Here is a 24,583-nt window from a genome sequence, read left to right as displayed (position 1 = left end):
GCGATGTCCCTGATCCTCGACGCGCTGCGCAAGTCCGAAGCCGAACGCCGCAAGGCGCAGGTCGCCGGCGACGTGTTGGCCGCCGCACCCCGCGCCGATGCCACGCCACTGGCTGGCGCACCCGCCTGGCTGTGGCCGGCAGCGGCAGCGGCCGCGCTGGCCCTTGTCGGCTGGCTGTGGCTGGGGCGCACACCCATCACCGGCGTGCGGCCCCAGACGCCCGAGGCAACCGCCACTGTCAATGCAGTGGATGACACCGCCGTCGAACAGGTACAGGACGCTGCAACCATGCCAGCGCCACCAGCGGCGACTGCCTCAGCGACGCTGGCAGGCGCAACTCCCGCCCCCATCGCGTTGGACACGCGAGCGCAATCCGCCGCGACCATGCCCGCAATCCAGCCGATGACCGCTCCCACCGCGGCTGCTGCCCCCACTGCCATGGTGTCGCCCACGGGTGAAACGGCCGGGCCGTCCCGCACCGCCGTCACCGCTGCAACCACCGCCATCCCCACCGCGACCGCGGCCCCGCCGCGCAATCCGGCAGAGTCTGGCGCATCGCCACCGCAACTTTTGCCAGCCAGTCGCGCACCATCCGTACCGTCATCCGTACCCGCGGCCGCCAGCATCGGCGCCGGCAGTGGCACACTGCGACTCGCCGACCTCGGCATCGCCGACCGCCAGCAACTGCCGCCGCTGAAGATGAGCATGCACATGTGGGGCCCGGACGCCGGCAAGCGCTTCGCCATCATCGACGGCACGCGCGTGGGCGAAGGCGACCGCGTGGGCGAAACGGTGGTTGAATCCATCGACCAGGACGGCGTGGTGCTGGCATGGAACGGCCAGCGCCTGCGCGTGCCGGTACGCTGATCCGCCAAGCCATGGACCAAGCTCCATCCACACATCCATACCTGCGAGAGGGGAACCGCGACATGAATCCGAACACCCAGGCCGACCTTGGCAAGCTCATCCTGCGCATTACATTGGGCGTACTGATCCTGCTGCACGGCATCGCCAAGCTCAAAGGCGGCGTGTCCGGGATCGTCGGCATGGTCGAGGCCCAAGGGCTGCCGGGTTTCCTTGGCTACGGTGTGCTGATCGGCGAGGTGCTGGCACCGGTCATGGTGCTGATCGGTGCCTACGCGCGCATCGGCGGCATCATCATCGTCATCAACATGCTGGTGGCCATCTGGATGGCGCACATGGGCCAACTGGGCCAGTTGAACGAACAGGGTGGCTGGATGCTGGAACTGCAGGGCATGTTCCTCGGTTGTGCGCTGGCCGTGGCGCTGCTGGGCCCGGGCAGCTACAGCGCCAACAACAAGTAATCGCAACGGTTGCCGGGCGGTACCTTCCCGGGTACCGCCCGAATCGCCACGCGGAGGGCAACATGTCCAGGCACCGCTACGCGTCAATGCAGGCGTTCTATCCGTTCTACCTGTCGCAGCATCGCCACCCCACCTGCCGCCGGCTCCACTTCATCGGCACGTCCATCGCCGCGATCCTGATCGTAGTGGCGGTGGTCACCGGGCATTACGGCTGGCTGCTGGTGGCCCTGCTGCAGGGCTACGCCTGGGCATGGACCGGTCATGCATTCTTCGAGCACAACCAGCCCGCCACCTTCACCCATCCGCTCTACAGCTTCCTGGGGGATTGGCGCATGTGGTTCGAGACGCTGACCGGGCGCCTGCGGGACTAGCGCCCTGCCCTGCTGAAGCCATGACCGGGACGCGGCACGCAAGCCACATGCGGTTGCGAAGGCTGGTGCTGGCCAGCTTCGTGATCACGTTCCTGTCGACCCGCATCCTGGTGTACCTGATCATGTCGCGGCAACTGCCGGACCTGTACCTGCACCTGGGTGGCAGCTATTGGCAGCGGTCCAGCTTTGACGCGGTAGTGGCCATCTTCGGGCTGTTGGCCCTGCTGGCCTTTGGCGGCACGTTGCGCCGACTGAGGCCACGACTCGCGTTGCTGCTGCTGGTGACCTTCACGTTGGCGGCGTACTTCGCCTACGTATTCCGTGACTACGAACGGCTGCTCGCCACCACTGGCGTCGAGCACCTGCACCGTGTCGAGGTATCCGGGCCGCGGTGAAGGCCATCCGCGCGCGGCCCAAGCCCGCCCACCATCGTCCGCCCGTCAGCTGCATGGCATCACCGAGCGGATACGCTTGCGCTGCCGCGCCAGCGACCGTTCGGCAAAGTGCCTCAGGACCACGCGCGTGGCCCTGGGGAAGGGCGACCCATCGCCACAGTGCGCAATCAGCAGGCTCAGGTCCTGCATCACGCCCAACTGCTCGGTCAGATGCTTGTCGAATTCGTCGGGCTGCAGCGGCAGGCCCGCCGCCCCGGCCGCCCGTTGCTGCTGGGACAGCCGGCGCATGCTGCGGCGCCAGCGATGCCAGTCCTCGGCATCATCATGCGCGAGGGCATGCTGCCGCATCCGCTTCGCCTTGCGTGCCGCCGCGTCCATCGCATCGACCAGCGCCGGCACGGTGACGTCCGCCCAAGGCAAGCCATGGAGTGCCGCCTGCAGCATGGCCACCACTGCCTCGGCCTCGCCCAGCGCGCGGACAAAATCCGCCTGCCGCGCCAGGGCTGCGCACCGCCTGGCGGCGATCTTCCGTGCGGTGGCCAGGGCCTCACGTGCCTGGGCATTGCGCGGCTTCAGGCCAAGGCGGTCGAGGGTCTCCACCAGCGCATGCGCGTCGCGCAGCGGCGATAGCTGCCGGTTCAAGCGGCGCAGTTGGCGATCGACCAACCCGCCACCCGGTCCCAGTGTCTTGCCGCACAGGGCCAGCATTGCCCGGACGCGGCGAATGGACTTGCGTGCCTGGTGGATGCCCTCATGCGCCTGGCGGCCACGCAGGCCCAGCGACTCACGCGCCAGTGCCAGTTCGGCCACGCCATAGGCCCGCAGTGCGGAGCCAGGGCCGGCAGCGTCAGCGGATAGGTCTTCCACGCGGCGAAGATAGCGGAATTGGCGGTCCGCAACATCCCGGGCCAGGTGTACCCCACCCGGCTCACATCATCGCGGTCGTTCGCACGCGATGTTGTTCAAGGCGACGACTCCGGGCCGGCCACGTCGGCCTGGCGCGGCACCGAGGCCGGCGGCGTCCCCTCGATGCCCGCCCGGCGGTCCCGGAACAGCGACACCCGCGCCAGCAACAGGGTCGTCACCGGCACCGTCAGCGCCAGCAGCGCCGGCAACAGCAACGGGTGCAGCACCAGGCGCCCCCCCAGCACCGACAGGCTCAGCGCCGAAGCGCCGGCCACGCACCAGGTGCTCAACGTGTAGGCCAATGCCGGCGGGTGCATGCGCAGGAAGAAATTCTGCAGCCGCACGAAACCGATCGCCGACACCAGCACCAGCACGCCGCTGAGCACCAGCAGCATGGCCACCACCACGTCCACCCAGACCACCCCGGTACTCATTCGATCACCTCCCCGCGCAGGATGAACTTGGCCATCGCCGAGGAGCTGACGAAACCGAACAGTGCGATCAGCAGCGCCAACTCGAAATAGCGGTCGCTCTGGTAGCGCAGGCCTATCACCATCACCACCAGCATCGCGTGCACGTACAGCAGGTCGAGTGCGAATACCCGGTCCTGAGCGCGCGGACCGCGCAGCAGGCGCAACAGCACCAGCACCGACGCCAGCGCGTAGCAGCCCAGTGCGAAGTTGCTGGCGAAGGACAGCAGCGCGTTCATTCGAAGATCTCCCGAAGCGGTCTTTCGTAGCGGTCCTTGAAGCGCGCGACGTAGCCGGCCTCGTCATCCACGTCCCAGACGTGCAGCAGCAGCGTGCTGCGGTCGATGGCGAGTTCGGACCAGACCGTGCCGGGCACGATGGTGGTGACCAGCGCCAGCATCGCCAGTCCAACCGGGTCGTGCAGTTCCAGCGGGATCACCACGAAAGCCGCCGTCGGCCGGCGCCTGCGGAACAGCAGCACGTCGCGGCCCACGGCCAGGTTCGACGCGACCACGTCGAACGCGACCCGTGCGGCGAAGCGCAGCGCACGGTCCGGACGCCGGATGCGCGCATGTCCGATGCGCAGGCCTGCGGTCAGCGGCGGCACGACCAGTGCCAGGGCGATGCCGAGCACGACCTGCCCCGGCGCCGCGCTACGCGCCAGCAGCAGCCACAGCACGAACAAGGCCAGGCTCAACCACGGCGCCGGAAGTAATCGTCGCAGCATCGTCATGGCGCCGCCCGCCCGGCCGGTGGCGCGGTGGTGGGCCCCGGACGTGCCCGCGCCCCCAGTACCGCATCGATGTAGGGGCGCGGCGCATGCAGCGACGCCGCCGTAGCGGTTGCGTAGCGCATCGCCGGTTCCGCAAAGACCGTCAGCAGGCCCGCGGCGGCAATCAGGAACAATACCGCTCCGCCTTCCGCCGCGCTCAGGTGCGGCACGAACCGCCCCCCCTTGGACCAGAAATGGCGAATGCCGGCGCGCGTCAGCGAGATCGTCGCGAACGCGCTGGACAGCAGCAGCAGCGCGACCAGCACCCAGCGCGCCGTTCCGGGGCCGATGCCCGCCCCCGCATCCCGACCGACTGCCGCCGACAGCAGCCCGACCTTCGCCAGGAAGCCCGACAGCGGCGGTAGTCCGGCCACCAGCAGTGCGCAGGCAACGAAGGCCAACCCGAGCAGGGCCACCGACACCGGGATGGCGACGCCGATCATCGGCAACTGCGCATCGTCCAGGTTGTCCTCCTCGTCGGGCGTGGCATCGACGGCCGGCGGCTGCGTCGGCCCCTGCAGGCCGGTGCGCTTCACCAGTTCGGCCAGCAGGAACAGCATGGCTACCGCGAGCGTGGCGCTGGCCACGTAGAACACCGCCGCGGCACTCAGCGCGGGTGAACCCATGCCCAGCGCCGACAGCAGCGTGCCCGACGAAACCAGCACCGAGTACGCGGCAATCCGCTCCAGGCGGATCGACGCCAGCAGTCCCACCGTGCCGAAGGCCAGTGTCGCCAGTCCGCCGTACAGCAGCACCGTGCCGCCAAAGTGCGCGGACACCCCCGCATCGTCCGAGAACACCAGCGTCCACAGGCGGAAGAGCACGTAGAAGCCGACCTTGGTCATCAGCACGAACAACGCCGCCACCGGCACGCTGGCGGTGGAGTACGCCGGCACCAGCCACGCATTGAGCGGCCATACCGCGGCCTTGATCAGGAACGCGACCGCCAGGATCGAGGCGCCCACGTGCAGCAGGCCACGGTCCTGCGCGGGCACCAGCGCGGCCTTGTCGGCCAGGTCCGCCATCGACAGCGTGCCGGTGACGCCGTACAGCACCGCCAGCCCCACCAGGAACAGCGACGACGCCAACAGGTTCACCGCGATGTAGTGCATGCCCGCGCGCACGCGCGGCCATCCGGAGCCGTGCAACTGCAGGCCGTACGATGCCGCCAGCAGCACCTCGAAGAACACGAACAGGTTGAACAGGTCGCCGGTCAGGAAGACCCCGTTGAGCCCGAGCAACTGCACCTGGAACAGCGCATGGAACCAGACCCCGCTCCGCGCCCAACCGGCTTCGGCGTACAGCGCGGTGGCCACGCCTACCACCCCCACCAGCACCAGCATCAGCACCGACAGCCGGTCGGCGACCAGCACGATGCCGAACGGCGCCTGCCAGTTCGCCGCCAGGTAAACGCCGATACCGCCGCGGTCCACCGCCCACAGCAACGCGAGCGCCACCACCAGGCCTGCCACCGAGGCAGTGACGTTGATCAGCGCGCGCAGGCGCCAGCGGTTGCCATCCACCAGCAGCAGCAAGGCCGCCGTCATCAACGGCAGCACCAGCGGCACGATCATCAGCCCGGGCAGCAGCGACGTCATGGTTCGTCCTGCTCCCCGTCCACGTGGTCGGTGCCACTGAGGCCGCGTGCGGCCAGCAGCACCACCAGGAACAGCGCCGTGGTGGCGAAGCCGATCACGATGGCGGTCAGCACCAGCGACTGTGGCATCGGGTCGGTGTAGTGCTCCAGGTTCGCCGGTACACCGGGGGAGACGATCGGCGGCCGGTCGATCATCAGGCTGCCCATGCTGAAGATGAAAAGGTTGACCGCGTAGGACAGCAGCGCGAGTCCCATCACCACCTGGAAGGTACGCGGACGCAACACGAGCCAGATCCCGGACGCGGCCAGCACGCCGATCACCAGTGCGAGCAGGACTTCCATTACGGCACCTCCGGGTTGGCCGTGGCGTGCGGCGCCTGCTGTTGTCGATGGCCACGGATCGACTGGTGCGCCAGCGCGGTCAGGATCAGCAGGACCGCGCCCACCACCACCGCCAGCACGCCAAGGTCGAAGAAGGTCGCGCTCGGCAGGTGCACCTCGCCGATCCACGGCAACGTGAAGTGGGCGGTGTGGGTGGTCAGGAACGGGTATCCGACCAGCACCGCCCCCAGCCCGGTAACGGCCGCCAGCAACAGGCCCGCGGCGATCCAGCGCGCCGGCCGCACCGGCACGCGCGCCTCCACCCAGCGCGTGCCCGACGCCAGGTACTGCATCAACAACGCGATGGCGACCACCAGACCGGCGACAAAGCCGCCACCAGGCTCGTTATGCCCGCGCAGGAAGAAGTGCGCCGCCACCACCAGCGCCACCGGCAACAGCAGGCGCGAGACCACGGCCGGCACCAGCAGGTAGCCACCGGCATCCTCGTCGCGGCGCGGACTGACCAGGTCGGTGTCCGTGTCGACTGCCACCGCCCGCTGCTGTGCCGGCCGCGCCACGCTCTCCGCCGGCGGGCGGAAACGTCGCAGCAGCGCGTACACCGTCAGCGCCACCGCCCCGAGCACGGTGATCTCGCCCAGGGTGTCGAGTGCGCGGAAGTCGACCAGCATGACGTTGACCACATTGCTGCCGCCGCCCTCCGGCAGCGCCCGCTGCAGGAAGAACGGCGAAATGCTCTGCGGCGCCGGCCGCGTCAACAACGCATACGACAGCGCCGCCATGCCGCTGCCCACGAGTATCGCCAGCAGCAGGTCACGACCACGGCGCAGGCGGCCCAACAGGGGATGGCGCCCGGGCACGCCCTCCATGCGCATCGGCAGCCAGCGCAGGCCGAGCAGGAACAGCGTGGTGGTGACCACCTCGACCACGATCTGCGTCAGCGCCAGGTCCGGCGCCGAGAACCACGCAAACGTCAGGCACGTCACCAGTCCGGCGCCGCCCATCAACGTGATCGCCACCAGCCGGTGGAACTTGGCCATGGCCGCTGCACCCACCGCGCACACCATGCCGATGATCCACAGCAGCACGAACGGTTGCGAAGGCGGCAACCGCGCGCGGTCGCCCCACTCCAGCGGCATGCCACGGGTGGCCAGCAGGGCCAGCAAGCCCGCAAGCGCGATCACCGTGAACAACTGCGGCTGCAGGCGGCGGGTGCCAAACACGCGCAGGAACGCCCGCGACCCGCGGGTCAGCCCCAGAAGCGCGCTTTCGAACAGTTGCCGGCCATTGAGGCGCGAGACACCCGGCGTGTCGAGCAACTGGCCGCGTGCCTGGCGCCGCCGCAACCACCGGTAACCGGCAATGCCACCGGCAATCGCGATCATGCTCATCAGCAACGGCGTGGTGAAGCCGTGCCACACCGCCAGACTGTATTCGGGCAGTTCGCCGCCGACCACCGGGCGCGCCGCCGCCGCAAGCGCCGGACCGATCGACTGCTCGGGGGCGATGCCGACCACCAGGCAGGTGGCCACCAGCAGCAGGATCGGGATGCGCATCCAGCGCGGCGGCTCTTCCGGCTGGCGCGGCAGGTCGGTGGACGGTTCGCCGAAGAAGATGTCATAGCCAAAACGCAGCGAATAGGTGACCGCGAACATGCTCGCGACGGTGGCCACCACCGGCATGCTCCGCTCCACCCACGGGTACGAGCTGACGTAGATGGTTTCGGCGAAGAACATCTCCTTCGACAGGAACCCGTTGAGCAGTGGCACACCCGCCATGGCCGCGGTGGCCACCAGCGCCAGCGCGCCGGTGCGCGGCATCGCGTGGATCAGGCCGCTGAGCCGGGAGATGTCGCGGGTGCCGGTTTCGTGGTCGACGATGCCGGCCGCCATGAACAGCGACGCCTTGAAGGTGGCGTGGTTGACGATGTGGAATACAGCCGCGACCGCCGCCAGCGGACTGTTCATGCCAAGCAGCAGGGTGATCAGGCCGAGGTGGCTGATGGTGGAATACGCCAGCACCCGCTTCAGGTCGTTCTGGAACATCGCCGTGTAGGCGCCCAGCAACAGTGTCACCGCGCCGGTGCCGCCAACCAGCCAGAACCACGCGTCGGTACCGGACAGCACCGGCCACAGCCGCGCCAGCAGGAACACGCCGGCCTTCACCATCGTTGCCGAATGCAGGTAGGCCGACACCGGCGTCGGTGCCGCCATGGCGCGTGGCAACCAGAAATGGAACGGGAACTGCGCGCTCTTGGTGAATGCACCGACCAGCACCAGGCACAGTGTCGGCAGGTACAGCGGGTGCGCACGGATGGCGTCGCCGGAGGCGAGCACGGCATCGAGGTCGTAACTGCCCACGATGTCGCCAATCAGTATCACGCCCGCCAGCAGGCACAGGCCGCCGCCCCCGGTCACCACCAGCGCCATCCGCGCGCCACGCTGGGCGTCCACCCGGTGGTGCCAGTAGCCGATCAGCAGGAAGGAGACGAGGCTGGTGGCCTCCCAGAACAGCACCAGCTGCAGCAGGTTGCCGGACAGCACGACGCCCAGCATGGCGCCCATGAAGGCCAGGAACATCGCGTAGAAGCGCGCCACCGGATCGTCCGGCGACATGTAGTAGCGCGCGTAGATGCAGACCAGCACGCCGATGGTGGTGACGATGGCCGCGAATATCCACGCGAACCCGTCCATCCGCAGCACGATGTCGAGCCCCAGTGAAGGGACCCATGCATACGTCTCCAGCAGCACGTCGCCATCACGTACCTGCGGGAACAGCAGCATGACCTGCACCGCGGCGATTGCCGCGACCAGGCCCGCGACCCCGGCGAGGACCGTGCGGGCACGCGTGGGCAGCAGCGCAGTGACAATGCTGCCGACGAACGGCAACAGCAGCAGCGCCATCAACGACATGCGCGCACCCCGTCCCTCACCGCCCTGCCCCGCGCGTCGCGCGCACGACCAGCACGTCGCCGGGGATGGCGTCGATGATGTTGCGCGAGCGGCCCACGGCCGCGCTGTACAGCAGTCCCCGCGGGTAGGCGCCGATCACGGTCAGGTCGATGTTCGCCGCCAGCACGTGCCGGCGGAGCATCACTTCGGGTGGGCCGGACGCCACGGCATTGCGTATGCCCGCCTGGCGCGCCGCCGGCAACGCCGCGGCCTCGACTTGCTCGCGCAGGCGTGCCAACTGCTGCAACGGCCAGTCACGTCCATCCGGAGTGCCTTCCAGCAAATAGGCATACGCCTCTTCGTAGGCATGCATCAGGGTGATCGCCGCGGTCGGGAACAGCCCGGCGACCGCCACCAGCGCCTGCAACGCCTCGTCCGTGAAGTCTGTCCCCACCAACAGGTTGCGATAGGGGTTGTGCGGGCGGTCGCGCACCACCAGCACCGAGGCCGGCGACTGGCGCACCACGCGGTCCAGGCCGCTCTCGCCCAGCGGGCCGACCAGCCGTCGCCGTGGCTCACCCAGCACCAGCAGGTCGCAGCGCTCGCGTTCGACCACCTCCAGGATCGCGGCGGACGGCGTGGTGCCCTGCTCGATGTGCACCGCCGCGCCCAGGGCGACCGGCAACACGTCGCGGTGCAGCCGGCGCAGCGCCTCATCCTTGGCATCAGGGAAGCGCTGCAGGTAGTGGTCGGCATCAACCCCCAGCGGAATCGCCGGGGGCGGGACCTCGACCACGTGCAGCAGGTGCAGTGCCGCGTCCCAGTGGCGCGCCAGCGCCACCGCGCGGTCCAGCGCCCGATCACAGGCACTGGTCAGGTCGGTCGCAAGCAGGATGCGCCGTGGCGGCGCACTGTCGGCAGGGTGATCGTCCATGGCTCCATGCTACGTCACCTCCCGTGGAGTGACGAGGCTGGTTCGGCACCGTGGCAGCGCGAACCGGCCTAGGATGCCGATTGGATGTGCTGACTGTGGCATTGCCCGCGAAGCGACGATAATGGGCACCGCCAGCGGCTTCCACGCGCGCAGAGGTTTCGCATGACCGACCACATGCCCGACGACCTGTCCGCCACCGGCAGGGACCTGAGGGCTTACACCGACGAACTTCGCCCGCGGCATGGCGTAGTTCGCAACGTGCAGGGTGAATGGGTGCTGCTCAGGCACGACCTGGTCGTGCAGGCCGCCCAGGACGACCAGCGGTTTTCCAGCGCGGTGTCGCGCCACCTGCATGTTCCCAACGGCCTGGACGGCGTGGTGCACAGCAACTACCGCACGGCGCTGGACCGCTTTCTCACCCCGGAGGCCCTCGCCCCCTTCCACGGCGCCTTCCACCGGATGGCAGCCGACGTGGTCGCCTCGCTGCCCCGGGGGATTGCCGTGGATGCGGTGGGCGGGTTCGGCAGCCGGTTTGCCGTGCGTGCGCAGAGCGCGTGGCTGGGCTGGCCAATCACACTCGAAGACCGGCTGGTGGACTGGGTGGCCGAGAACCACGCCGCCACGCGCTTGGGCGACCGGGCATGGACGCGGCAGGTGGCGGAAACGTTCGATGGCTTGATCCACGAGGTGCTCGCGCCACGCCGTGGCACCGCGCACGCGGATGCCCCCGACGATGTCACCACGCGGCTGATGCAGACCGAGGTCAACGGCAGCCTCCTGACCGATGAGGAAATCGTCTCGGTGCTGCGCAACTGGACCGGCGGCGACCTGGGCTCCATCGCACTGTGCGTCGGCGTGCTGGTGCATCGCCTGGCCACGCAACCGGCATTGCAGGACCGGCTGCGCGCGGGTGTATCCGATGCCGAACTCGATGCCATCGTCGATGAGATCCTGCGCATCGACGACCCCTTCGTGTCCAATCGCCGCGTCACCACCTGCCCGGTCACGATCGGCGGCGTGGAACTGCCCCAAGGGGCCCGGGTGAAACTGAACTGGACGTCCGCCAACCGCGACGAAGCGGTGTTCGACGATCCCGACGCCATGGACCCGCAGGGCAATGCCGCGCACAACCTGGTCTACGGCATCGGCCGGCACGCCTGTCCGGGCCGCCTGCTGGCCACGCTGGAACTGCGCATCGCGCTGCGGGCATTGCTGGCGGCGACCACCTCGATCACGTTGGCGGCACAATCACCGGCCGAGCGCGCCGTGGCACCCGTGGGTGGGTGGGCCAGCGTGCCCGTGGTATTGGCGTAAGGCAAGGCTTCGCGCTGGCGGCGATTGAAGCGCCTCCGCCCGACCGCGCGTCAGGGGATGCGTCGTGCAGTGCCCACCGGCAAGTCGCTCACGCGGCGCATCGATGGCGTCTCGAACAGGCCCGGGTTAGCCAGGTAATCCTGGAACATCGCCGTGGCATCCTCACCCCAGAACAGCTGCCCATCGATGGCCAGCGTGGGCACGCCGAACACGCCGGCAGCCACCGCGGCCTCAAAGTTGTCGCGCAATGCTTGCTTGACCTCCGGGGCCTGCGGCGCATGGGCGTCGGCGACACCCAGTTGGCGCGCCACCGGCGCCAGTTCATCGAACGTCTCGCCCGGCTGGCCGCGGCCCCAGATGTGCGCAAAGATCGCGTCCACGGCCTCGCGCCCCGCACCCGCGGCAAGGCACAGGCGCAGCGACGCCAGCGGATTGAAGGGGTGCGCGGGTGGGAACACCATCGGTATGCCTGCGCGCTCTGCGCGCCACTGCGCGTGGCGGTAAGTGAAGCGACGCTTGGCCGGGATCTCCGCCGGCCCCTTGTGCTCCAGTTGCGACAACAGCCCCGCGAACAGCACCGGGCGATAGGTGATGTCCAGCCCGGTGAACTGCTTGACCGCCTGCCATTGCAAGTAGGCGAACGGGGAGATGAAGTCGAAGTACCAGTCGACGTGGCTGGCGGTTGGGCCTGTCGGCACGCGTGTGCTCCTGAAGGTGTACGAACTTTACAGCGGGCCAGCCATCGCCCCCGCCTAGCCCCGGCATCCAGCCACCGATGTCGGGGCGTCGCCCTGCCTGCTGATGTCCTCGCGCAGGATGCGGCGAATCTCGATGATCGCCGGCGCGGTTTCCTGGACGCTATGCGCCGAACGGATGACCTTTTCGGATATGGCGCCGTCCAGATGGGCGCTCCAGTAGGGCACCAGGCCGTCGTCGGACCTGGCCAGCGGCACCTCGGGATCGAGGTGACCGATGATCGAGTGGTAGCGCACGCATGGCGATATCGGCAGTTCGGCGACGGCCCGGATGAACGGGTTGGCGCGATCAAGGTTGTCGATGCTGTTGGGCGGCCTGCGTTTGCGACCGGGCTGCGCCGCGTCGCCATGGGCCAGATCGTCGAGCACGTCGGCGAAGCCTTCCAGCAGGGTCAGCGGCAAGCGCACCAGGCCTCCGACGAAGCGCCCCAATCGGCCACCCGCGACATCGGTACCGCGGTGCGGTGCGGCGAGGAAGATCGCACGTTCCACCTGGGGAACCGGCTCGAAGTGCATCAGCGGGCCGACCCGCACGCGCAACCGCTCCCGCCTGCGATCATCGAGCCGACGGCCGGCCAGAAACTGGTTGAACAAGGCATCGCCCCCCGATGAGGACACCATCAGCCGCGAGATCACCCCGCCCATGCTGTGGCCGATCAGCACGACGTCGCGGGAGGCCACCGCGCGGCCCTGCGGGTCGAAGTGCCGCAGCGCCTCGTCCAGCGTCTGGCGGATCACATGGTGGTTCAGCGCGATCGGCATGTTGGTCGGGTAGTAGAACTGCCAGATCTGGAACCGGCTGCGAATCTCCTCGTCGCCATTGAGTTCGTTGGCCATGTTGACCCAGGCCTCCGGGCTGCTGGCCAAGCCGTGGATCATCACGATGATGCGGCGATCCGGGTCGTAGGGCCGCATCAGGTACAGGTGCGGGTGATCGATGCCCTGCTCACGCCCGAACAGGCTGTAGAGCGATTGTCGATTGAATCCCGAGCGCGCCAGCCACAATCCGTAGCCGGCGGTGAAGTTCCCTGCCAGCGGCACGTCGCGTCCATGCAGGTCGATCTTCGCCTCCCGGAACGGGTCGTGTACGGAAAGCACGGCCTCGTGAGTGGACATCAGTTGGGCGAGGTTCTCCCCCGAAAAGCGCAGCAGCGCGGTGATCGCCGTTGCCGGCATTTCGCTCCAGGCCGGGCCAGGCTGCCACTGCTGTCGCAGCTTCGGTCGTTCGGGCCCAGGGGCGTTCGTGTCGACGTCCGCTGCCGTCATTGTCACCGGATCAACGCCCTTCACCGCCACCAGCTCGGCACCGAAGCCGTCGCGCCGGAACGTGCGGCGCAACCCCGCGAACGATAGCGACGAAGCTGGCAGCAGCTCCTGCGGCAGGGCTTCCCGCGACTGGCCAGAAGCCGCGCCTACCGCCGGCTGGTCCAACTTCACCACCCACAACCCATCCCTGAACTCCCCCGCCGCGCCCGCCGCCGCCTTGCCGTGATCGCTTGCGAACAGCCGCGATGCCGCCTCCTGCACGGCCAGGTTGTAGTAGTCGCGCACCTGGGTCTGGCGATCCTCGAACGCCCGCTCGGCCGGCGTCCGCTCGCTGAAGAACAGATAGGCATAGGCATGCCGGGCCACTTCCATCCAGGCATCCTGCCGCAGGTCGCCGGCAGCAGGCGCGGCGTTCTGTTCGGCCCCCGGCAAGGTCTGTGCCTGCTGGAGCCACAGTTCCGACAAGGCCGACAGGCGCTGCTCGTTGGATAAACCCTGGATATTGGACAGGGCTTGGATGCACCCGGCGGCCTCCGGCTTCGCACAGGCGCCGTCGTCGTCCAGACCGGCAACGCGGATCGTGTCCAGGGTCGCGGCGCTGAGCTTGCCGCTGGTCAGGATGTCGCCACGCTTGAGTGTGATGTACTCCCCGGGCGTCATCGCGGCGACCTCCACCGCCGGGCGGAACTCACGCAGCGCGGCGCAGCCGCTCAGCAGCAGCGAGGCAACCACCAGCACCAACGGCCTTGCGTGCCTGACTTTCATGCCCCTACTTCGGCTCAGGATTTGTCGCGTGCATGCATGCGCTGGTTTTCTCGCTCGAAGATGCGCCCAATGCTGGCGCCATCGGATGGCTCCCTGGCCAGAGTCTCCGGATCCCACTGGCTTCGTGTCGTGTCGAAGAAGTCGCCACCGTAGATATGGATGCCGCCGGTGAATCGCTGCAGCGGGTTGGTCACCGAGTGAATGACATCGACGGGAAGGGCGACGGAATCTCCAGCGAACAGGGCCTTGGCCCCAAATGCCTCAATGCGACCAGGTGTCTGGCGCCAAAGGATATTGTCCTCGCGTCCCGTATAGATACCAATGTTTGCCCACATCAGATGGTTGTGCGGCATGAGGTTCATCTGCGGGGTCCAGGCCGCACTGAATATCGTCAAGGCCTTGGAACGGTGCAGGACTTTGATCTCGGCCTGTGTGGGTTCGCCCACTGCGGCAAGCATTGCATTTGGATTGCGGATCGCTTTGGACAGCACCTCGAGCACGGCGGCCTGAGGATCGTCCTCAGTATTCGCCTTGATGCAGCCATCGACAAAACGTTCAATGTCCATGTTCGCTCCTGTCGGGGCCGCAGCCTCAGATCTGCGTTCCGACCAAGGTGCCGATGCCATAGGTCACAGCCATTGCCAGGATGCCACCGCCCACCGTGCGCGCCATGGCCCTGAGCTTCGGCGCACGGCCGAGATGGGCTGAGACCGAGCCTGTGACGGCGAGCGCGATGATGACGGCAACGGCCGTCACCGGCACGGCCATGTCGCGCGGCGTGAGCAGAATCGCCGCCAGCGGGATCAGACCGCCCACGATGAACGCCAGCATCGAAGCCAGGCCCGCGTGCCAGGGGTTGCTCAGCTCGTCCGGGTTGATGCCCAGTTCGAGCCGTGCGTGCGCGGCCAGCGGGTCGTCTGCCGAAAGCTGCAATGCCACCTTGCGCGCCAGCTCACCATCAATGCCCTGGGCCTGAATCAGCCCGGTAAGCTGCCTGAGTCCATGGTCGGGGTTCTGCGCCAGCTGCGCTCTTTCGATGTCGAGCTCCGCACGCTCCGAGTCGCGTTGGCTGGAAACCGAAACATATTCGCCAACCGCCATCGACAGCGCGCCGGCCACCACCGCGGCGATGCCCGCAACGATGAGCGCCTCGTTGCCCACCTCCGCACCGGCGACCCCGACCACCATGCCGGCCGTGGACACGATGCCGTCGTTGGCCCCCATCACGCCAGCGCGCAGCCAGTTCAGCCTGCTGGCAATCGCTCCGGACTGCGCATCTTCGGCGTAGCTCGGGTCCGTCGTCGACTCGGTCATCGCTGCTCCTTTCCGCTTGTGCAGCACGCTGAAACTGCCGGTTCGACTTCGGTTAGCGGGAATGCCGGTGGCCATGCTCATGGTGGCCACCACGCTCGATTTCAGTTCTTCGGCCAGGGCGGCATCTTCTTCACGGGCGCTCATGATCTTCTCCCAATGGCGCTCGCAGTGGCTTTGCTGGCCTCAGCAATGGGAGCAGTTCCTTGTAACACGGAGGTGCCCGGCCAGGTCACGCGCTTCACCCCGGCAATCCCGCTTACGCCATTTCCCGGATGGCATTTCCCGCCTGGGCCTGCACCGGCACTGAGTGGGAAAGCCAGGTAGCCCGCCTCGCCCTTCACTGGCTGGCGGGCGGCGCGCGTCTTCCATCATCACGTTCCGCGTTCCCACGACTTTGCACGAACTCCGGGAAGGTCTCCGCTAGCGGCGCCGTGTCCGGCAAGATGTAGAACACCCCGCCTCTCTCGAACATCGGACGCATGATCCCCTCGTAAAAATCGGGCGAAACGTTGATGCAGCCATGACTGACACGGTTGTCGTCGGGCGAAGGCGACGCAAGGCGTTGGGCGCGTCTCTCGGCAGGTACGCCAGTAGCGGTGGGGTGGATGGAGACCGCGGAATCGTAGTCCACCCACAGCACGCGCCCAGCGTCGCTTGAAGGGCCGAAGCCGCCCACAAAGCGACCAGCAGGCGTTGTGCGGTCCCGGCCCGGAATCTCGCGAAGCGCGAGACCGGCGATACCGGGGGCCGTGTGATCGCCGATCGCCGAGCCAAAGAGCCCCGGTGCCGCGCCGCGAAGCCGGCCGTCGCCGCCGAACACCAGGACCTGTGCAGCGGCCTTGTCCATGATCGCGAACGGATAGCCTTGGCTGTCCCTGGTTGCGACAACCCAGCCCGCGAGCTCAATCACCGTGTTGGACACTTCCTGGCCCGGCGGAAGCTGGTCGACGGCGGCCACCGGTTGGGCGGCGGCATCCTCGGCGGCGGCCACGCCGAAGCTCGCGAATGCCAGCGCCAACACCAGCGCGCCACAAGCGGCCTGGATGACGGGGTGTATGCGCCTAGAGATAGGGCGGCTCCCTGGAACGAATGATTGAGTGATCAAAGAAGACTGGTGGCCAGCAAAGGCCACCGGGTCCTGGATTGAAACCGTTCGTCACGAATAGTGCAAAAGCGACTAACCGCGCGGCTTTCGGCGCGGTCCCGCTTCAAGCTGCTGGACGCGGCCTTCGATTTGATCCAGCCGTTGATTGGCCTGCTGCGCGGACTGATTGGCGGATTCGGCGCTCTGGGCCGCGTTCTGCACCTTCATGTCGAGTTGATCGAGGCGCGAGTTGATTGTTGCGAACTCGTCCTTATAGGTGGCGCAACTGGCAAGGCCCAGGGCGGCGACAATCGCCACGCCGAGCGTACGCGCCGTCGTGAGATGTTGCTTGGTCGGGAACATTCCAATTTCTCCTTCGTCTGGGGTCCCGGAAATATGGGGGCTTTTTTGCCGGAGCCATGACCCTCCTTTAGCTAACGTCGGAATACGTAATTGGATTGTGAAGGCGCGGAAAAAAGTGAGTGTTGCGTCTCCAATCCATCCGTCCCCACGAAAATTCGCAGCACTTGATCGACCACCACGACCTCATCCCCAGTCACCGCCCCCCATCCGGGTGAACAGTAGACCTTGAAAAGCGAGCCGTTCTTGCGCCGACCGAGCTTCAGGGACTTCGTCGATGCCTCCCAATTCATCTGCAAGGAAAGCCATACCAGTCCTCCGCTGCTCCGGCGTCGAAGCCCCCCATGCCCCGGCAAACGGGGATCCGGCAGATGGAAACGCCCCAGGGCACGGTGGAATCCGGCGCACTGGAGAGTAGGCTGTGTCGACGAGCGTGACCGCTCCTCGTTCCCTTCCCCCGGAAGCATGGGCATGACCAACCGGTTGCACATCGGCGAGCACCAGACGTCAATCCAGGTCGACGACGGCCCGGGTGAACCGGATACGGTGGTGCTCCCGCTCGGCGCACTGGCCCTGGCGCGTCGCCATTTCCACCACCAGCCACCCACGGCCACGGAACTCGAATTGGCCATCGAGGCGGTCGAGGACGCGCTGATGCCATTGGTTCCGCGCCTGCGTGGACCGGGTACGCTGCTCACCAGTGACGATGAATCCATCGCCTTGGCGGCCTTCGCAGGCCGGCCTACCCACGCCGCGGTGGAGCTCGATCTGGACACCGTGGAGCGTCAGTTCAACCGGCTGGCCGACGTCGCCAATGGCCGACCCGCCAGCAGTGAGGGGTTGCCCCCGCGCGCCACGTTCGCGGCCCACCTGCTGATCCTCCGGGAGTTGATGCACCACGCCGCGCGCAGGTCACTCACGGTGGTGGCCACTGCCCCACCCGCAGCAGGCCCGTGAGTCAATCCGTTGGTTGGGGGCCTTCGTCCGCCCCCGTCCACGGCCCAGGCATCACGGCCCGCATACCCCGCGCCGCACACCATGGAACTCGTACCACGCACCACATACCGGCCTGCTTCAACAACCAGTGGAGGAAACATCGTGAAGAATCCAAGTGTTGTTCTGTGCATTGCCATCGTGAGCGCCTCACTGGCGGCGTGCACGCAGAAGTCCGGCGAAACGCCGGACACTGCGAGCACGGCCCCCGCAGCTGCGCCACAAACAGCGCCTGCAGCGAGCGGGGACGCACAGGTGGAAGCCAACCTGAAGCGTTTCGACCAGCTCGATTTTGACGCCTACAGCCTCCGCAAGGACATGGACCTGTTCCGGCGGCTGCATTGTCACGACGTCAAAGTCGTGTTCCCGGATGGACGTGTCACGAACGGCATCGATGCGCATGTCGACGACATCAACAACATCCTCTTCAACGGCACGCCAGACTCGCGGATCACGTCGCACCCGATTGCCTTCGGTTCGGGCGAGTGGACGGTTGCGACCGGGGTACTGGAGGCCACGTTCTCCGAACCCATGAAACTTCCCGACGGCAAGACCCTGCCCCCCACGGGCAAGCAGGTGAAAATGTCCATGGCCACCATCGCCAAGTGGACGGACGGGTGCATTGCCGAGGAACACCTGTTCTGGGACAACGCGGAATACATGAAACAGCTGGGGCTGTCGCAATAGCGCGACAGGCGCGTCCGTCAGGTGGGCGCCCCGCCCGGGTGCCCGCCCTGGATGCGGGGTACGCCGCCGAATCCGACCGGTTTTGGTGACGCGGTGCGTAGTGCACTGGTGCAAGGTGGGCTGCAGGCAGGTTGTTTCCACCCCGCGTCGCAGGTGCGGCGGCGTGGGTGGGGCCGGCTCCATCCGGCGCCCACCAGGCTCCGGTTTACCGCGGACCACGCGCGCCAATCCGTCGACCCGTGGCTTCAAAGGGAACACGAACATGCCACAGCGCGTCCTCATCACCGCCGGTGCCGCCGGCATTGGCCGGGCGATTGCCGAAGCTTTTGCCGCCAACGGCGCCCGCGTGCACATCGCGGACATCAATGCCGACGCGGTGCAACGGCTCGTCCGCGACAATGCCGCCATCAGCGGTAGCGTGGGCGACGTGCGGGTGCCCGAGGACCTGGACGCGCTGTTTGACGTGGTGCAGCACGAGATGGGCGGCCTGGACGTGCTGGTCAACAACGCGGGCATCGCCGGCGCCACCGCGCCGGTCGCGGACTACCCCGTCGACGCCTGGCACGAGGTGCTGGACGTCAACCTGACGGGCACGTTCCTGGTCACCCAGCGCGCCATCCCGTTGCTGGAGCAGTCCGCCGCGGCGTCGATCATCGTGATCTCGTCGGTGGCAGGGCGTTTCGGCTACCCCAATCGGGTGGCCTACGCGACCAGCAAGTGGGGGCTGGTGGGCTTCACCAAGACCCTGTCGATGGAACTGGGGCCACTGGGCATCACCGCCAACACCATCCACCCCGGCGTAGTGGAGGGCCCGCGGATCAAGGCGGTGTTCGAGGGGCGGGCCGAGGTCTCCGGTCGTAGCATCGAGGAGGAAGCGGAACTGGCGATGGCCAACCAGTCGGTGAAGAAGTTCACCAGCGCGGCCGACATCGCGGCCCTGGCGGTATTCCTGGCCGGTCCGCATGCGCGCACCATTTCCGGGCAGATGATACCGATCGACGCGGATTCCAAGTCATCGGTCTGACCACCGGTTTGGGCCTGAACCACGTCGGCGATCACGGGCGGCACGCGTGGGTACGCACCGCAGCAGCGAGGCGGGTTTCAGCACGAGCCACTGACCCTCGCTCAGTCCGCCACTTCGGACCATGAGGCCTTGTCGGCGGTTGTCGCGCGGGGATCCAACCCGTAAGGCCGTGTGAAAGGCATCCTCCGCCCGGGCGTACAGTGGCGCGACCCACGCCCCTTTCCTGGCCAGGACTCGCCCCGCCCATGATGACCGCCAGTTCTGCAGGTTCCGCGACCGGCCTCCCGTATGCGCATGTCTCCCCCGGGATCTGGGCACTGACCCTTGCACTGATCGGCGCGCTGCTGCTGTTCGACTACTTCTTCCACGTGCGCAAGGCGCACGTGCCATCGCTGCGCGAGTCCGCGACCTGGACGGCGGCGTACATCGGCATCGCGCTGCTGTTTGGCGTGGCCACTGTGGTGTGGGGGCGGCCCGGGATGGGCACGGAGTATTTCGCCGGCTACATCACCGAGAAGGCGCTGTCGGTGGACAACGTCTTCGTGTTCCTGGTGGTCATGACCAGCTTCCGCGTGCCGCGTCCGTACCAGCAGAAGGTGCTGCTGTTCGGCATCGTGTTCTCGCTGGTGGCGCGCATCGGCCTGATCTTCCTCGGCGCGGCGCTGCTGGAGCGGTTCTCGTGGGTGTTCTACGTGTTCGGCTTCCTGTTGCTGATGACCGCCGGCCACCTGCTCACGCCGCAGACCAAGGAGCATGAGAATCTGGTGATGCGGCTGGCGAAGCGCTGGCTTCCCACCACCGAGCACTACGACGGCCAGCGGCTGTTCACCCGCGAAAACGGCCAGTGGAGGATGACCCCGCTGATGCTGGTGATGATCGTGATCGGGGCCACCGACGTACTGTTCGCGCTGGACTCGATCCCGGCGATCTTCGGCCTGACCCAGGACACCTACGTGGTGGTCACCGCCACGGCGTTCTCGCTGCTGGGCCTGCGCCAGCTGTACTTCCTGGTGGACCACCTGCTGGAGCGGCTGATCTACCTGTCCTACGGCCTGGCGGCGATCCTGGCGTTCATCGGCGCCAAACTCATCCTGCACGCACTGCACGAGAACAACCTGCCCTTCATCAACGATGGTGCGCCGGTGAACGTGATCGAGATCAGCACGGGCACCTCGCTGGCCGTCATCGCCGCGATCCTGGTGGTCACCGTGATCGCGTCACTGACCAGCGAGAAGGGCAAGGCCAAGGCGGCGGTGGCGAACCTGCGCCAGCTCGCGACTGAGTACATGGACCTGGACGATGCCGCCTTCGCGCACGAGCGCGAGCAGCTCTACGCCCGCCTGGTGGCCGCCGAACAGCGGGTCATCGGCCTGGACGAAGCGTTGCGCAAACTGATCCAGGACCGTGCCGACCTGAAAGCCACGCTGGCGAGCGCGCATGCCCGGCATGCGCAGCTGGCCGGCGCCGGGGCTTCAGGCGTTCCCTGACCGCACCACGCAGGAGTCCGTGCCATGCTCGACTGGAATGGTTATCGCGAAGAACTGAAGGGCCGCATCGGTGAGATCGGCAAACTCTCGCCCGACACCGTGCGCGGCTACAGCGTGCTCAGCGGAGCCGGGGCCAAGACCGGCCACCTGGACGCCAAGACCCGCGAGCTGATCGCGTTGGCGGTGGCGGTGACCACGCGTTGCGACGGCTGCATCACCGTGCACGTGGATGCCGCGCTCAAGCACGGTGCCAGCCGCGACGAGATCGCCGAGGCGCTGGGCGTGGCGGTGGCGCTCAATGCCGGCGCGGCGCTGATCTTCTCGGCGCGTGTGATGGATGCGGTCGCGGCGCATCCGGGCTGACGGTGCTCATGCCGGGTCGGCAGGCTTGCGTCCGGGTTCGACGGGCGCGACGGCGTCTGCCGGGTCGGCGGGTTTGGCCCCTTCGCGCGCGGCGCGCTTCTTCGCCTGCTTTTCGTCCTGCTGCTTCTTCTTGGCGATCTCGCGCTGGCGCTTTTCGAATGAGTAGTTGGGCTTGGCCAAAGGGTCCTCCTGGCGTCAATGAAAGGGGTGGTGGACTGTGGACTCACGCTTTCCTGCGCGGCGTGCCCTTACTGGCGATGACCGGCGTTATCGGGGTTTCCCCGTTGCGGCGCAATGGAGTGTGCCCGAGCACTTCCACCTTGCCGCCCGCCTTGCGGAACGCCGCGATGTCTTCCGCCAACCGTTCGTGGGTCAGGGCCTTGTCCTGACCGGGCTTGGTGAACACGGAGGCAGTGCTGGGCTTGCCTGTGTTCGCACGTGGACGTGGGCTGGACATGATCGCGTTCCTCCTGGTCGGGGCGGGTGTCATCTAAGGGCGAGTGGGATCCCACCGTCACGCTGCTCGAAATACTCCTCGCGCACCGCATGGCAGTAGGGGCCGTCCATGACGAAGCGGCGGCAGACGGCCGGCCGGCTGTCGTAGATGCCGCAGTTCATGCGCGCACCGTCCAATGCGACGCACCAGCCCTCTTCGTCCTGGGCCATGACGCGCAAGCCGCTGGGCAGCGTCGTGGTCAGGTGCGCCGGAAACTGCTCTTCGGGCTGCAGCACCACGGTCAGGCGGCAGCAGACGGCATCGCACTGGGCGCAGTTGGCCGGCGGGGTGTCGATTCGTCCGTGTCCGTCGTTCAAGACGACACACGTATCTGGATAGCGGATGGCATGGTGTCGCTCCTCGGGCATCACCCCTGGCGGGGTGGATCACGCATGAAAGGGAGCGAAGCGCGCGCCGCTGGGCGGCCGCACAGGCATGGGGGTATGGCGTCCAACGCCTCATCTTACACCACGGGCGTGGGCCGGACCTGACTACATCCGGCTGACGCGGAACTTGCGACCCTTGATCTTGCCCTCGCGCAGCCGCATCAGGGCCTTGTCGGCCTGCCCGCGGGCGATGGCCACGTACGAGCGCGTGGCGAACACGTCGATCTTGCCCACCGCGGCCACCGGCAGCCCGGCGTCACCGGTCAGCGCGCCGACAATATCGCCAGGGCGAAGCTTGTCGGTCTTGCCCGCGTCGATACGCAAGGTGGTCATCGCCGCCACCGGCGCATTCCTGGCCTTGCCGGCCAGCGGCGTGGCCTTGTCCCAGCGCAGCGGCTTGCCACCCTGCCGGGCCTGGATGGGCTCAGTACGGCCGACCTCGCGCGGGGCCACCAGGCTCAGCGCCAGGCCCGCCTTGCCGGCACGGCCAGTGCGGCCGATGCGGTGCACGTACACGTCCGGGTCGGTGGGCAGTTCGTAATTCACCACGGCGGCCAGGTCGTGCACGTCCAGCCCGCGTGCGGCCACGTCGCTGGCCACCAGCACGTTGCAGCTGCGGTTGGCGAAGCGCACCAGCACCTCGTCGCGGTCGCGCTGCTCCATGTCGCCGTGCAGCGCCAGCGCGGTGAAGCCGTAGTGGCTCAGCGAACCGACCACTTCCTCGGTATCGCGGCGCATGTTGCAGAACACCACGCACGACTCGGGGCGGTATTCCAGCAGCAGCGCGGCCAGCAGCGGGGTCTTCTGCGCCGGCTCCACCTCGAAGAAGCGCTGCTCGATGGCCGCGTGCTGCTCGCCGCCTTCCACCGTCACTTCCACCGGCTCGCGCAGCATGGCGGTGGCCATGGCGCGGATTTCCTCGGGGAACGTGGCGGAGAACAGCAGGCCCTGCCGCTCCTTGGGCAACTTGCCGACGATTTCCCTGATCGGTTCCTCGAAGCCCATGTCGAGCATGCGGTCGGCTTCGTCCAGCACCAGCGTGCGCACGCCGCGCAGGTGCAACGCCTTCTTGCGCAGCAGCTCCTGCAGACGGCCGGGGGTGCCGACCACCACCTGCGGGTCGTGGGTTTCCAGCGAGGCCAGCTGCGGTCCCAGCGGCATGCCGCCGCACAGCACCGACACCTTCAGGTTGGGGATCCCGACGGCCAGCTTGCGCAGCTGTTTGCCGACCTGGTCGGCCAGTTCGCGCGTGGGGCACAGCACCAGCGCCTGGGTCTGGATCTTCGTGGCGTCGATGGTGTGCAGCAGGCCCAGGCCGAACGCGGCGGTCTTGCCGCTGCCGGTGGGCGCCTGCGCCAGCACGTCGCGGCCGGCGAGGATGGCCGGCAGGCTGTGGGCCTGCACCGGGGTCATGGCGGTGTAGCCCAGCGCGTCAACGCCCTGCAGCAGGGCGGGCGTGAGCGCGAGGGCGGCGAAGTCGGTGGCGGCGGCGCTGGACGGGGCGGCCGACGCGTCGGCGGGCGTGGTGGGGTCGGTCATGCGGCATTTTCGCAGCAATTGGCGCCACGTGCGCCCGGCCAATGCCGCGCGGGCACCGTAGCGGTGCTGCCGCGCGCCCGCCACCGGCCCGGCGGCGACTTCCAGGATCGCCGCCGCCGAACCGCCGCGTCAGTCGTTGAGCACGATGCGGAAGATCGCGGTGGCGCCGCTGACCTCGGTCCTGCGTGTACATCGGCTACGCTGGCGCATGGCCGACTGGCACCTGTACATCCTGGAATGCCGCGACGGCAGCCTGTATACCGGCATCACCGTGGACGTGGAGCGTCGCTTCGCCCAGCACGTGGCCGGCAAGGGTGCGCGCTACACGCGCTCGCGACCGCCGCTGCGGGTGCTGGCCGCCTTCCCCTACCCCGATCGGGCCACCGCCAGCCGCGCCGAGCACGCGGTCAAACGCCTGCCGCTGTCGCGCAAGCGGGCGTTGTGTTCGGAGGGTGCTGCTTCGCCGGACCTGCCGCGTTTCGGGCTAACCTGAGCGCCGTTCCCACGGCCCACGCCCATGCAGCAGATCGATTTCCCCCTCGACCGCGACTTCGTCGAACTCAACCAGCTGCTCAAGCTGGTGGGCCTGTGCGACAGCGGCGGCGCGGGCAAGGCCATCGTCGCCAGCGGTGTGGTGCAGGTGGATGGCGTCACCGAACTGCGCAAGACCTGCAAGATCCATGCGGGTCAGGTGGTGACGCTGGACAACGTCGCGATCCACGTCATCGCGGACTGATTCACATCGCGGAA

The 24,583-nt window shown here is 67.7% G+C and carries 30 protein-coding genes; 12 read left to right on the top strand and 18 right to left on the bottom strand.

Features of this window, described 5'->3' with window-relative positions:
• Positions 1-3 precede the first annotated feature (3 nt).
• The 4 genes from IP93_RS12150 (at position 4) to IP93_RS12135 (ending at position 2,091) form a co-directional block, all read left to right on the top strand.
• Positions 4-867 carry a general secretion pathway protein GspB gene (locus IP93_RS12150; RefSeq protein WP_144816084.1) on the top strand — a complete coding sequence of 288 codons (864 nt, stop codon included), beginning with the start codon at positions 4-6 and terminating at the stop codon, positions 865-867.
• A gap of 62 nt (positions 868-929) precedes the next feature.
• Complete coding sequence (locus IP93_RS12145) at positions 930-1,325, top strand: DoxX family protein (RefSeq protein WP_144816082.1); 396 nt, start codon at positions 930-932, stop codon at positions 1,323-1,325.
• A gap of 62 nt (positions 1,326-1,387) precedes the next feature.
• Complete coding sequence (locus tag IP93_RS12140; protein ID WP_144816080.1) at positions 1,388-1,696, top strand: Mpo1-like protein; 309 nt, start codon at positions 1,388-1,390, stop codon at positions 1,694-1,696.
• Positions 1,697-1,743: 47 nt separating this feature from the next.
• Positions 1,744-2,091, top strand: coding sequence for a hypothetical protein (locus tag IP93_RS12135; RefSeq protein WP_144816078.1), 348 nt, complete (start codon positions 1,744-1,746; stop codon positions 2,089-2,091).
• A 45-nt stretch (positions 2,092-2,136) separates the two neighbouring features.
• On the opposite strand, the gene IP93_RS12130 is transcribed toward IP93_RS12135, so the two are convergent.
• The 8 genes from IP93_RS12130 to IP93_RS12095 form a co-directional block, all read right to left on the bottom strand.
• The gene (locus IP93_RS12130; protein WP_158636338.1) at positions 2,137-2,958 is read right to left on the bottom strand and encodes a CHAD domain-containing protein; all 822 of its coding nucleotides are present in this window, start codon (positions 2,956-2,958) and stop codon (positions 2,137-2,139) included.
• Positions 2,959-3,053: 95 nt separating this feature from the next.
• Positions 3,054-3,431, bottom strand: coding sequence for a monovalent cation/H(+) antiporter subunit G (locus IP93_RS12125; protein ID WP_144816075.1), 378 nt, complete (start codon positions 3,429-3,431; stop codon positions 3,054-3,056).
• Entirely contained in the window at positions 3,428-3,706 is a 279-nt protein-coding gene (locus IP93_RS12120; protein ID WP_144816073.1) for a K+/H+ antiporter subunit F, read from the bottom strand. Before IP93_RS12120 ends, IP93_RS12125 begins: the two co-directional genes overlap by 4 nt.
• Positions 3,703-4,200 (bottom strand): Na+/H+ antiporter subunit E, encoded by a 498-nt coding sequence (locus IP93_RS12115; RefSeq protein WP_199747212.1) that lies wholly within the window; start codon positions 4,198-4,200, stop codon positions 3,703-3,705. The genes IP93_RS12120 and IP93_RS12115 overlap by 4 nt, the downstream gene beginning before the upstream one ends.
• On the bottom strand, positions 4,197-5,837 hold the full coding sequence (locus tag IP93_RS12110) for a monovalent cation/H+ antiporter subunit D (protein ID WP_144816071.1): 1,641 nt from the start codon (positions 5,835-5,837) through the stop codon (positions 4,197-4,199). Before IP93_RS12110 ends, IP93_RS12115 begins: the two co-directional genes overlap by 4 nt.
• Positions 5,834-6,178, bottom strand: coding sequence for a Na+/H+ antiporter subunit C (locus IP93_RS12105; RefSeq protein WP_144816069.1), 345 nt, complete (start codon positions 6,176-6,178; stop codon positions 5,834-5,836). The genes IP93_RS12110 and IP93_RS12105 overlap by 4 nt, the downstream gene beginning before the upstream one ends.
• Positions 6,178-9,087, bottom strand: coding sequence for a monovalent cation/H+ antiporter subunit A (locus tag IP93_RS12100; protein WP_144816066.1), 2,910 nt, complete (start codon positions 9,085-9,087; stop codon positions 6,178-6,180). Before IP93_RS12100 ends, IP93_RS12105 begins: the two co-directional genes overlap by 1 nt.
• 16 nt (positions 9,088-9,103) lie before the next feature.
• Positions 9,104-10,000: a universal stress protein gene (locus IP93_RS12095; RefSeq protein WP_144816063.1), complete on the bottom strand. Its 897-nt coding sequence runs from the start codon at positions 9,998-10,000 to the stop codon at positions 9,104-9,106.
• A 162-nt stretch (positions 10,001-10,162) separates the two neighbouring features.
• Here IP93_RS12095 and IP93_RS12090 point away from each other — a divergent pair, with 162 nt between their 5' ends.
• Positions 10,163-11,314, top strand: a complete 1,152-nt coding sequence (locus IP93_RS12090) for a cytochrome P450 (protein WP_144816062.1) — start codon at positions 10,163-10,165, stop codon at positions 11,312-11,314.
• Positions 11,315-11,364: 50 nt separating this feature from the next.
• On the opposite strand, the gene IP93_RS12085 is transcribed toward IP93_RS12090, so the two are convergent.
• From IP93_RS12085 to IP93_RS12060, 6 genes are all read right to left on the bottom strand, one after another.
• Positions 11,365-12,012, bottom strand: coding sequence for a 2-hydroxychromene-2-carboxylate isomerase (locus IP93_RS12085; protein WP_144816060.1), 648 nt, complete (start codon positions 12,010-12,012; stop codon positions 11,365-11,367).
• Positions 12,013-12,066: 54 nt separating this feature from the next.
• Complete coding sequence (locus IP93_RS12080; protein ID WP_144816057.1) at positions 12,067-14,100, bottom strand: esterase/lipase family protein; 2,034 nt, start codon at positions 14,098-14,100, stop codon at positions 12,067-12,069.
• A 14-nt stretch (positions 14,101-14,114) separates the two neighbouring features.
• Positions 14,115-14,666 carry a hypothetical protein gene (locus tag IP93_RS12075; RefSeq protein WP_144816055.1) on the bottom strand — a complete coding sequence of 184 codons (552 nt, stop codon included), beginning with the start codon at positions 14,664-14,666 and terminating at the stop codon, positions 14,115-14,117.
• A gap of 25 nt (positions 14,667-14,691) precedes the next feature.
• Complete coding sequence (locus tag IP93_RS12070) at positions 14,692-15,558, bottom strand: VIT1/CCC1 transporter family protein (protein ID WP_199747210.1); 867 nt, start codon at positions 15,556-15,558, stop codon at positions 14,692-14,694.
• A gap of 193 nt (positions 15,559-15,751) precedes the next feature.
• Positions 15,752-16,432, bottom strand: a complete 681-nt coding sequence (locus IP93_RS12065; RefSeq protein WP_144816052.1) for a L,D-transpeptidase — start codon at positions 16,430-16,432, stop codon at positions 15,752-15,754.
• Positions 16,433-16,591: 159 nt separating this feature from the next.
• Positions 16,592-16,861 (bottom strand): hypothetical protein, encoded by a 270-nt coding sequence (locus tag IP93_RS12060; RefSeq protein WP_144816049.1) that lies wholly within the window; start codon positions 16,859-16,861, stop codon positions 16,592-16,594.
• Positions 16,862-17,329: 468 nt separating this feature from the next.
• On the opposite strand from IP93_RS12060, the gene IP93_RS12055 reads away from it, so the two are divergent.
• The 5 genes from IP93_RS12055 (at position 17,330) to IP93_RS12035 (ending at position 21,412) form a co-directional block, all read left to right on the top strand.
• On the top strand, positions 17,330-17,815 hold the full coding sequence (locus IP93_RS12055; protein WP_144816047.1) for a hypothetical protein: 486 nt from the start codon (positions 17,330-17,332) through the stop codon (positions 17,813-17,815).
• 141 nt (positions 17,816-17,956) lie between these two features.
• Positions 17,957-18,538, top strand: a complete 582-nt coding sequence (locus IP93_RS12050; protein ID WP_158636337.1) for an ester cyclase — start codon at positions 17,957-17,959, stop codon at positions 18,536-18,538.
• Positions 18,539-18,800: 262 nt separating this feature from the next.
• Positions 18,801-19,562: an SDR family oxidoreductase gene (locus IP93_RS12045; protein ID WP_144816042.1), complete on the top strand. Its 762-nt coding sequence runs from the start codon at positions 18,801-18,803 to the stop codon at positions 19,560-19,562.
• Between the two features lie 245 nt (positions 19,563-19,807).
• Complete coding sequence (locus IP93_RS12040) at positions 19,808-21,049, top strand: TerC family protein (RefSeq protein WP_199747208.1); 1,242 nt, start codon at positions 19,808-19,810, stop codon at positions 21,047-21,049.
• 24 nt (positions 21,050-21,073) lie between these two features.
• Positions 21,074-21,412 (top strand): carboxymuconolactone decarboxylase family protein, encoded by a 339-nt coding sequence (locus tag IP93_RS12035; protein WP_144816039.1) that lies wholly within the window; start codon positions 21,074-21,076, stop codon positions 21,410-21,412.
• Positions 21,413-21,418: 6 nt separating this feature from the next.
• On the opposite strand, the gene IP93_RS15785 is transcribed toward IP93_RS12035, so the two are convergent.
• From IP93_RS15785 to dbpA, 4 genes are all read right to left on the bottom strand, one after another.
• A complete protein-coding gene (locus tag IP93_RS15785) occupies positions 21,419-21,592 on the bottom strand; it encodes a hypothetical protein (protein WP_199747207.1) in 174 nt (57 codons plus the stop codon).
• A 43-nt stretch (positions 21,593-21,635) separates the two neighbouring features.
• Positions 21,636-21,818, bottom strand: a complete 183-nt coding sequence (locus tag IP93_RS12030) for a hypothetical protein (protein ID WP_144816037.1) — start codon at positions 21,816-21,818, stop codon at positions 21,636-21,638.
• An 80-nt stretch (positions 21,819-21,898) separates the two neighbouring features.
• On the bottom strand, positions 21,899-22,225 hold the full coding sequence (locus IP93_RS12025) for a YkgJ family cysteine cluster protein (RefSeq protein WP_242006855.1): 327 nt from the start codon (positions 22,223-22,225) through the stop codon (positions 21,899-21,901).
• 174 nt (positions 22,226-22,399) lie between these two features.
• Entirely contained in the window at positions 22,400-23,833 is a 1,434-nt protein-coding gene (dbpA, locus tag IP93_RS12020) for an ATP-dependent RNA helicase DbpA (protein WP_144816031.1), read from the bottom strand.
• Between the two features lie 208 nt (positions 23,834-24,041).
• On the opposite strand from dbpA, the gene IP93_RS12015 reads away from it, so the two are divergent.
• Together IP93_RS12015 and IP93_RS12010 are read left to right on the top strand one after the other, a co-directional pair.
• Positions 24,042-24,326: a GIY-YIG nuclease family protein gene (locus tag IP93_RS12015; protein ID WP_144816194.1), complete on the top strand. Its 285-nt coding sequence runs from the start codon at positions 24,042-24,044 to the stop codon at positions 24,324-24,326.
• Between the two features lie 24 nt (positions 24,327-24,350).
• Complete coding sequence (locus IP93_RS12010; RefSeq protein ID WP_144816029.1) at positions 24,351-24,569, top strand: RNA-binding S4 domain-containing protein; 219 nt, start codon at positions 24,351-24,353, stop codon at positions 24,567-24,569.
• Positions 24,570-24,583: the final 14 nt, after the last annotated feature.

It is taken from the genome of Aerolutibacter ruishenii (genome assembly GCF_007830115.1).
GTDB classification, from domain to species: Bacteria; Pseudomonadota; Gammaproteobacteria; order Xanthomonadales; family Xanthomonadaceae; genus Aerolutibacter; species Aerolutibacter ruishenii.
This window is presented reverse-complemented; position numbering and strand designations above follow the sequence as displayed.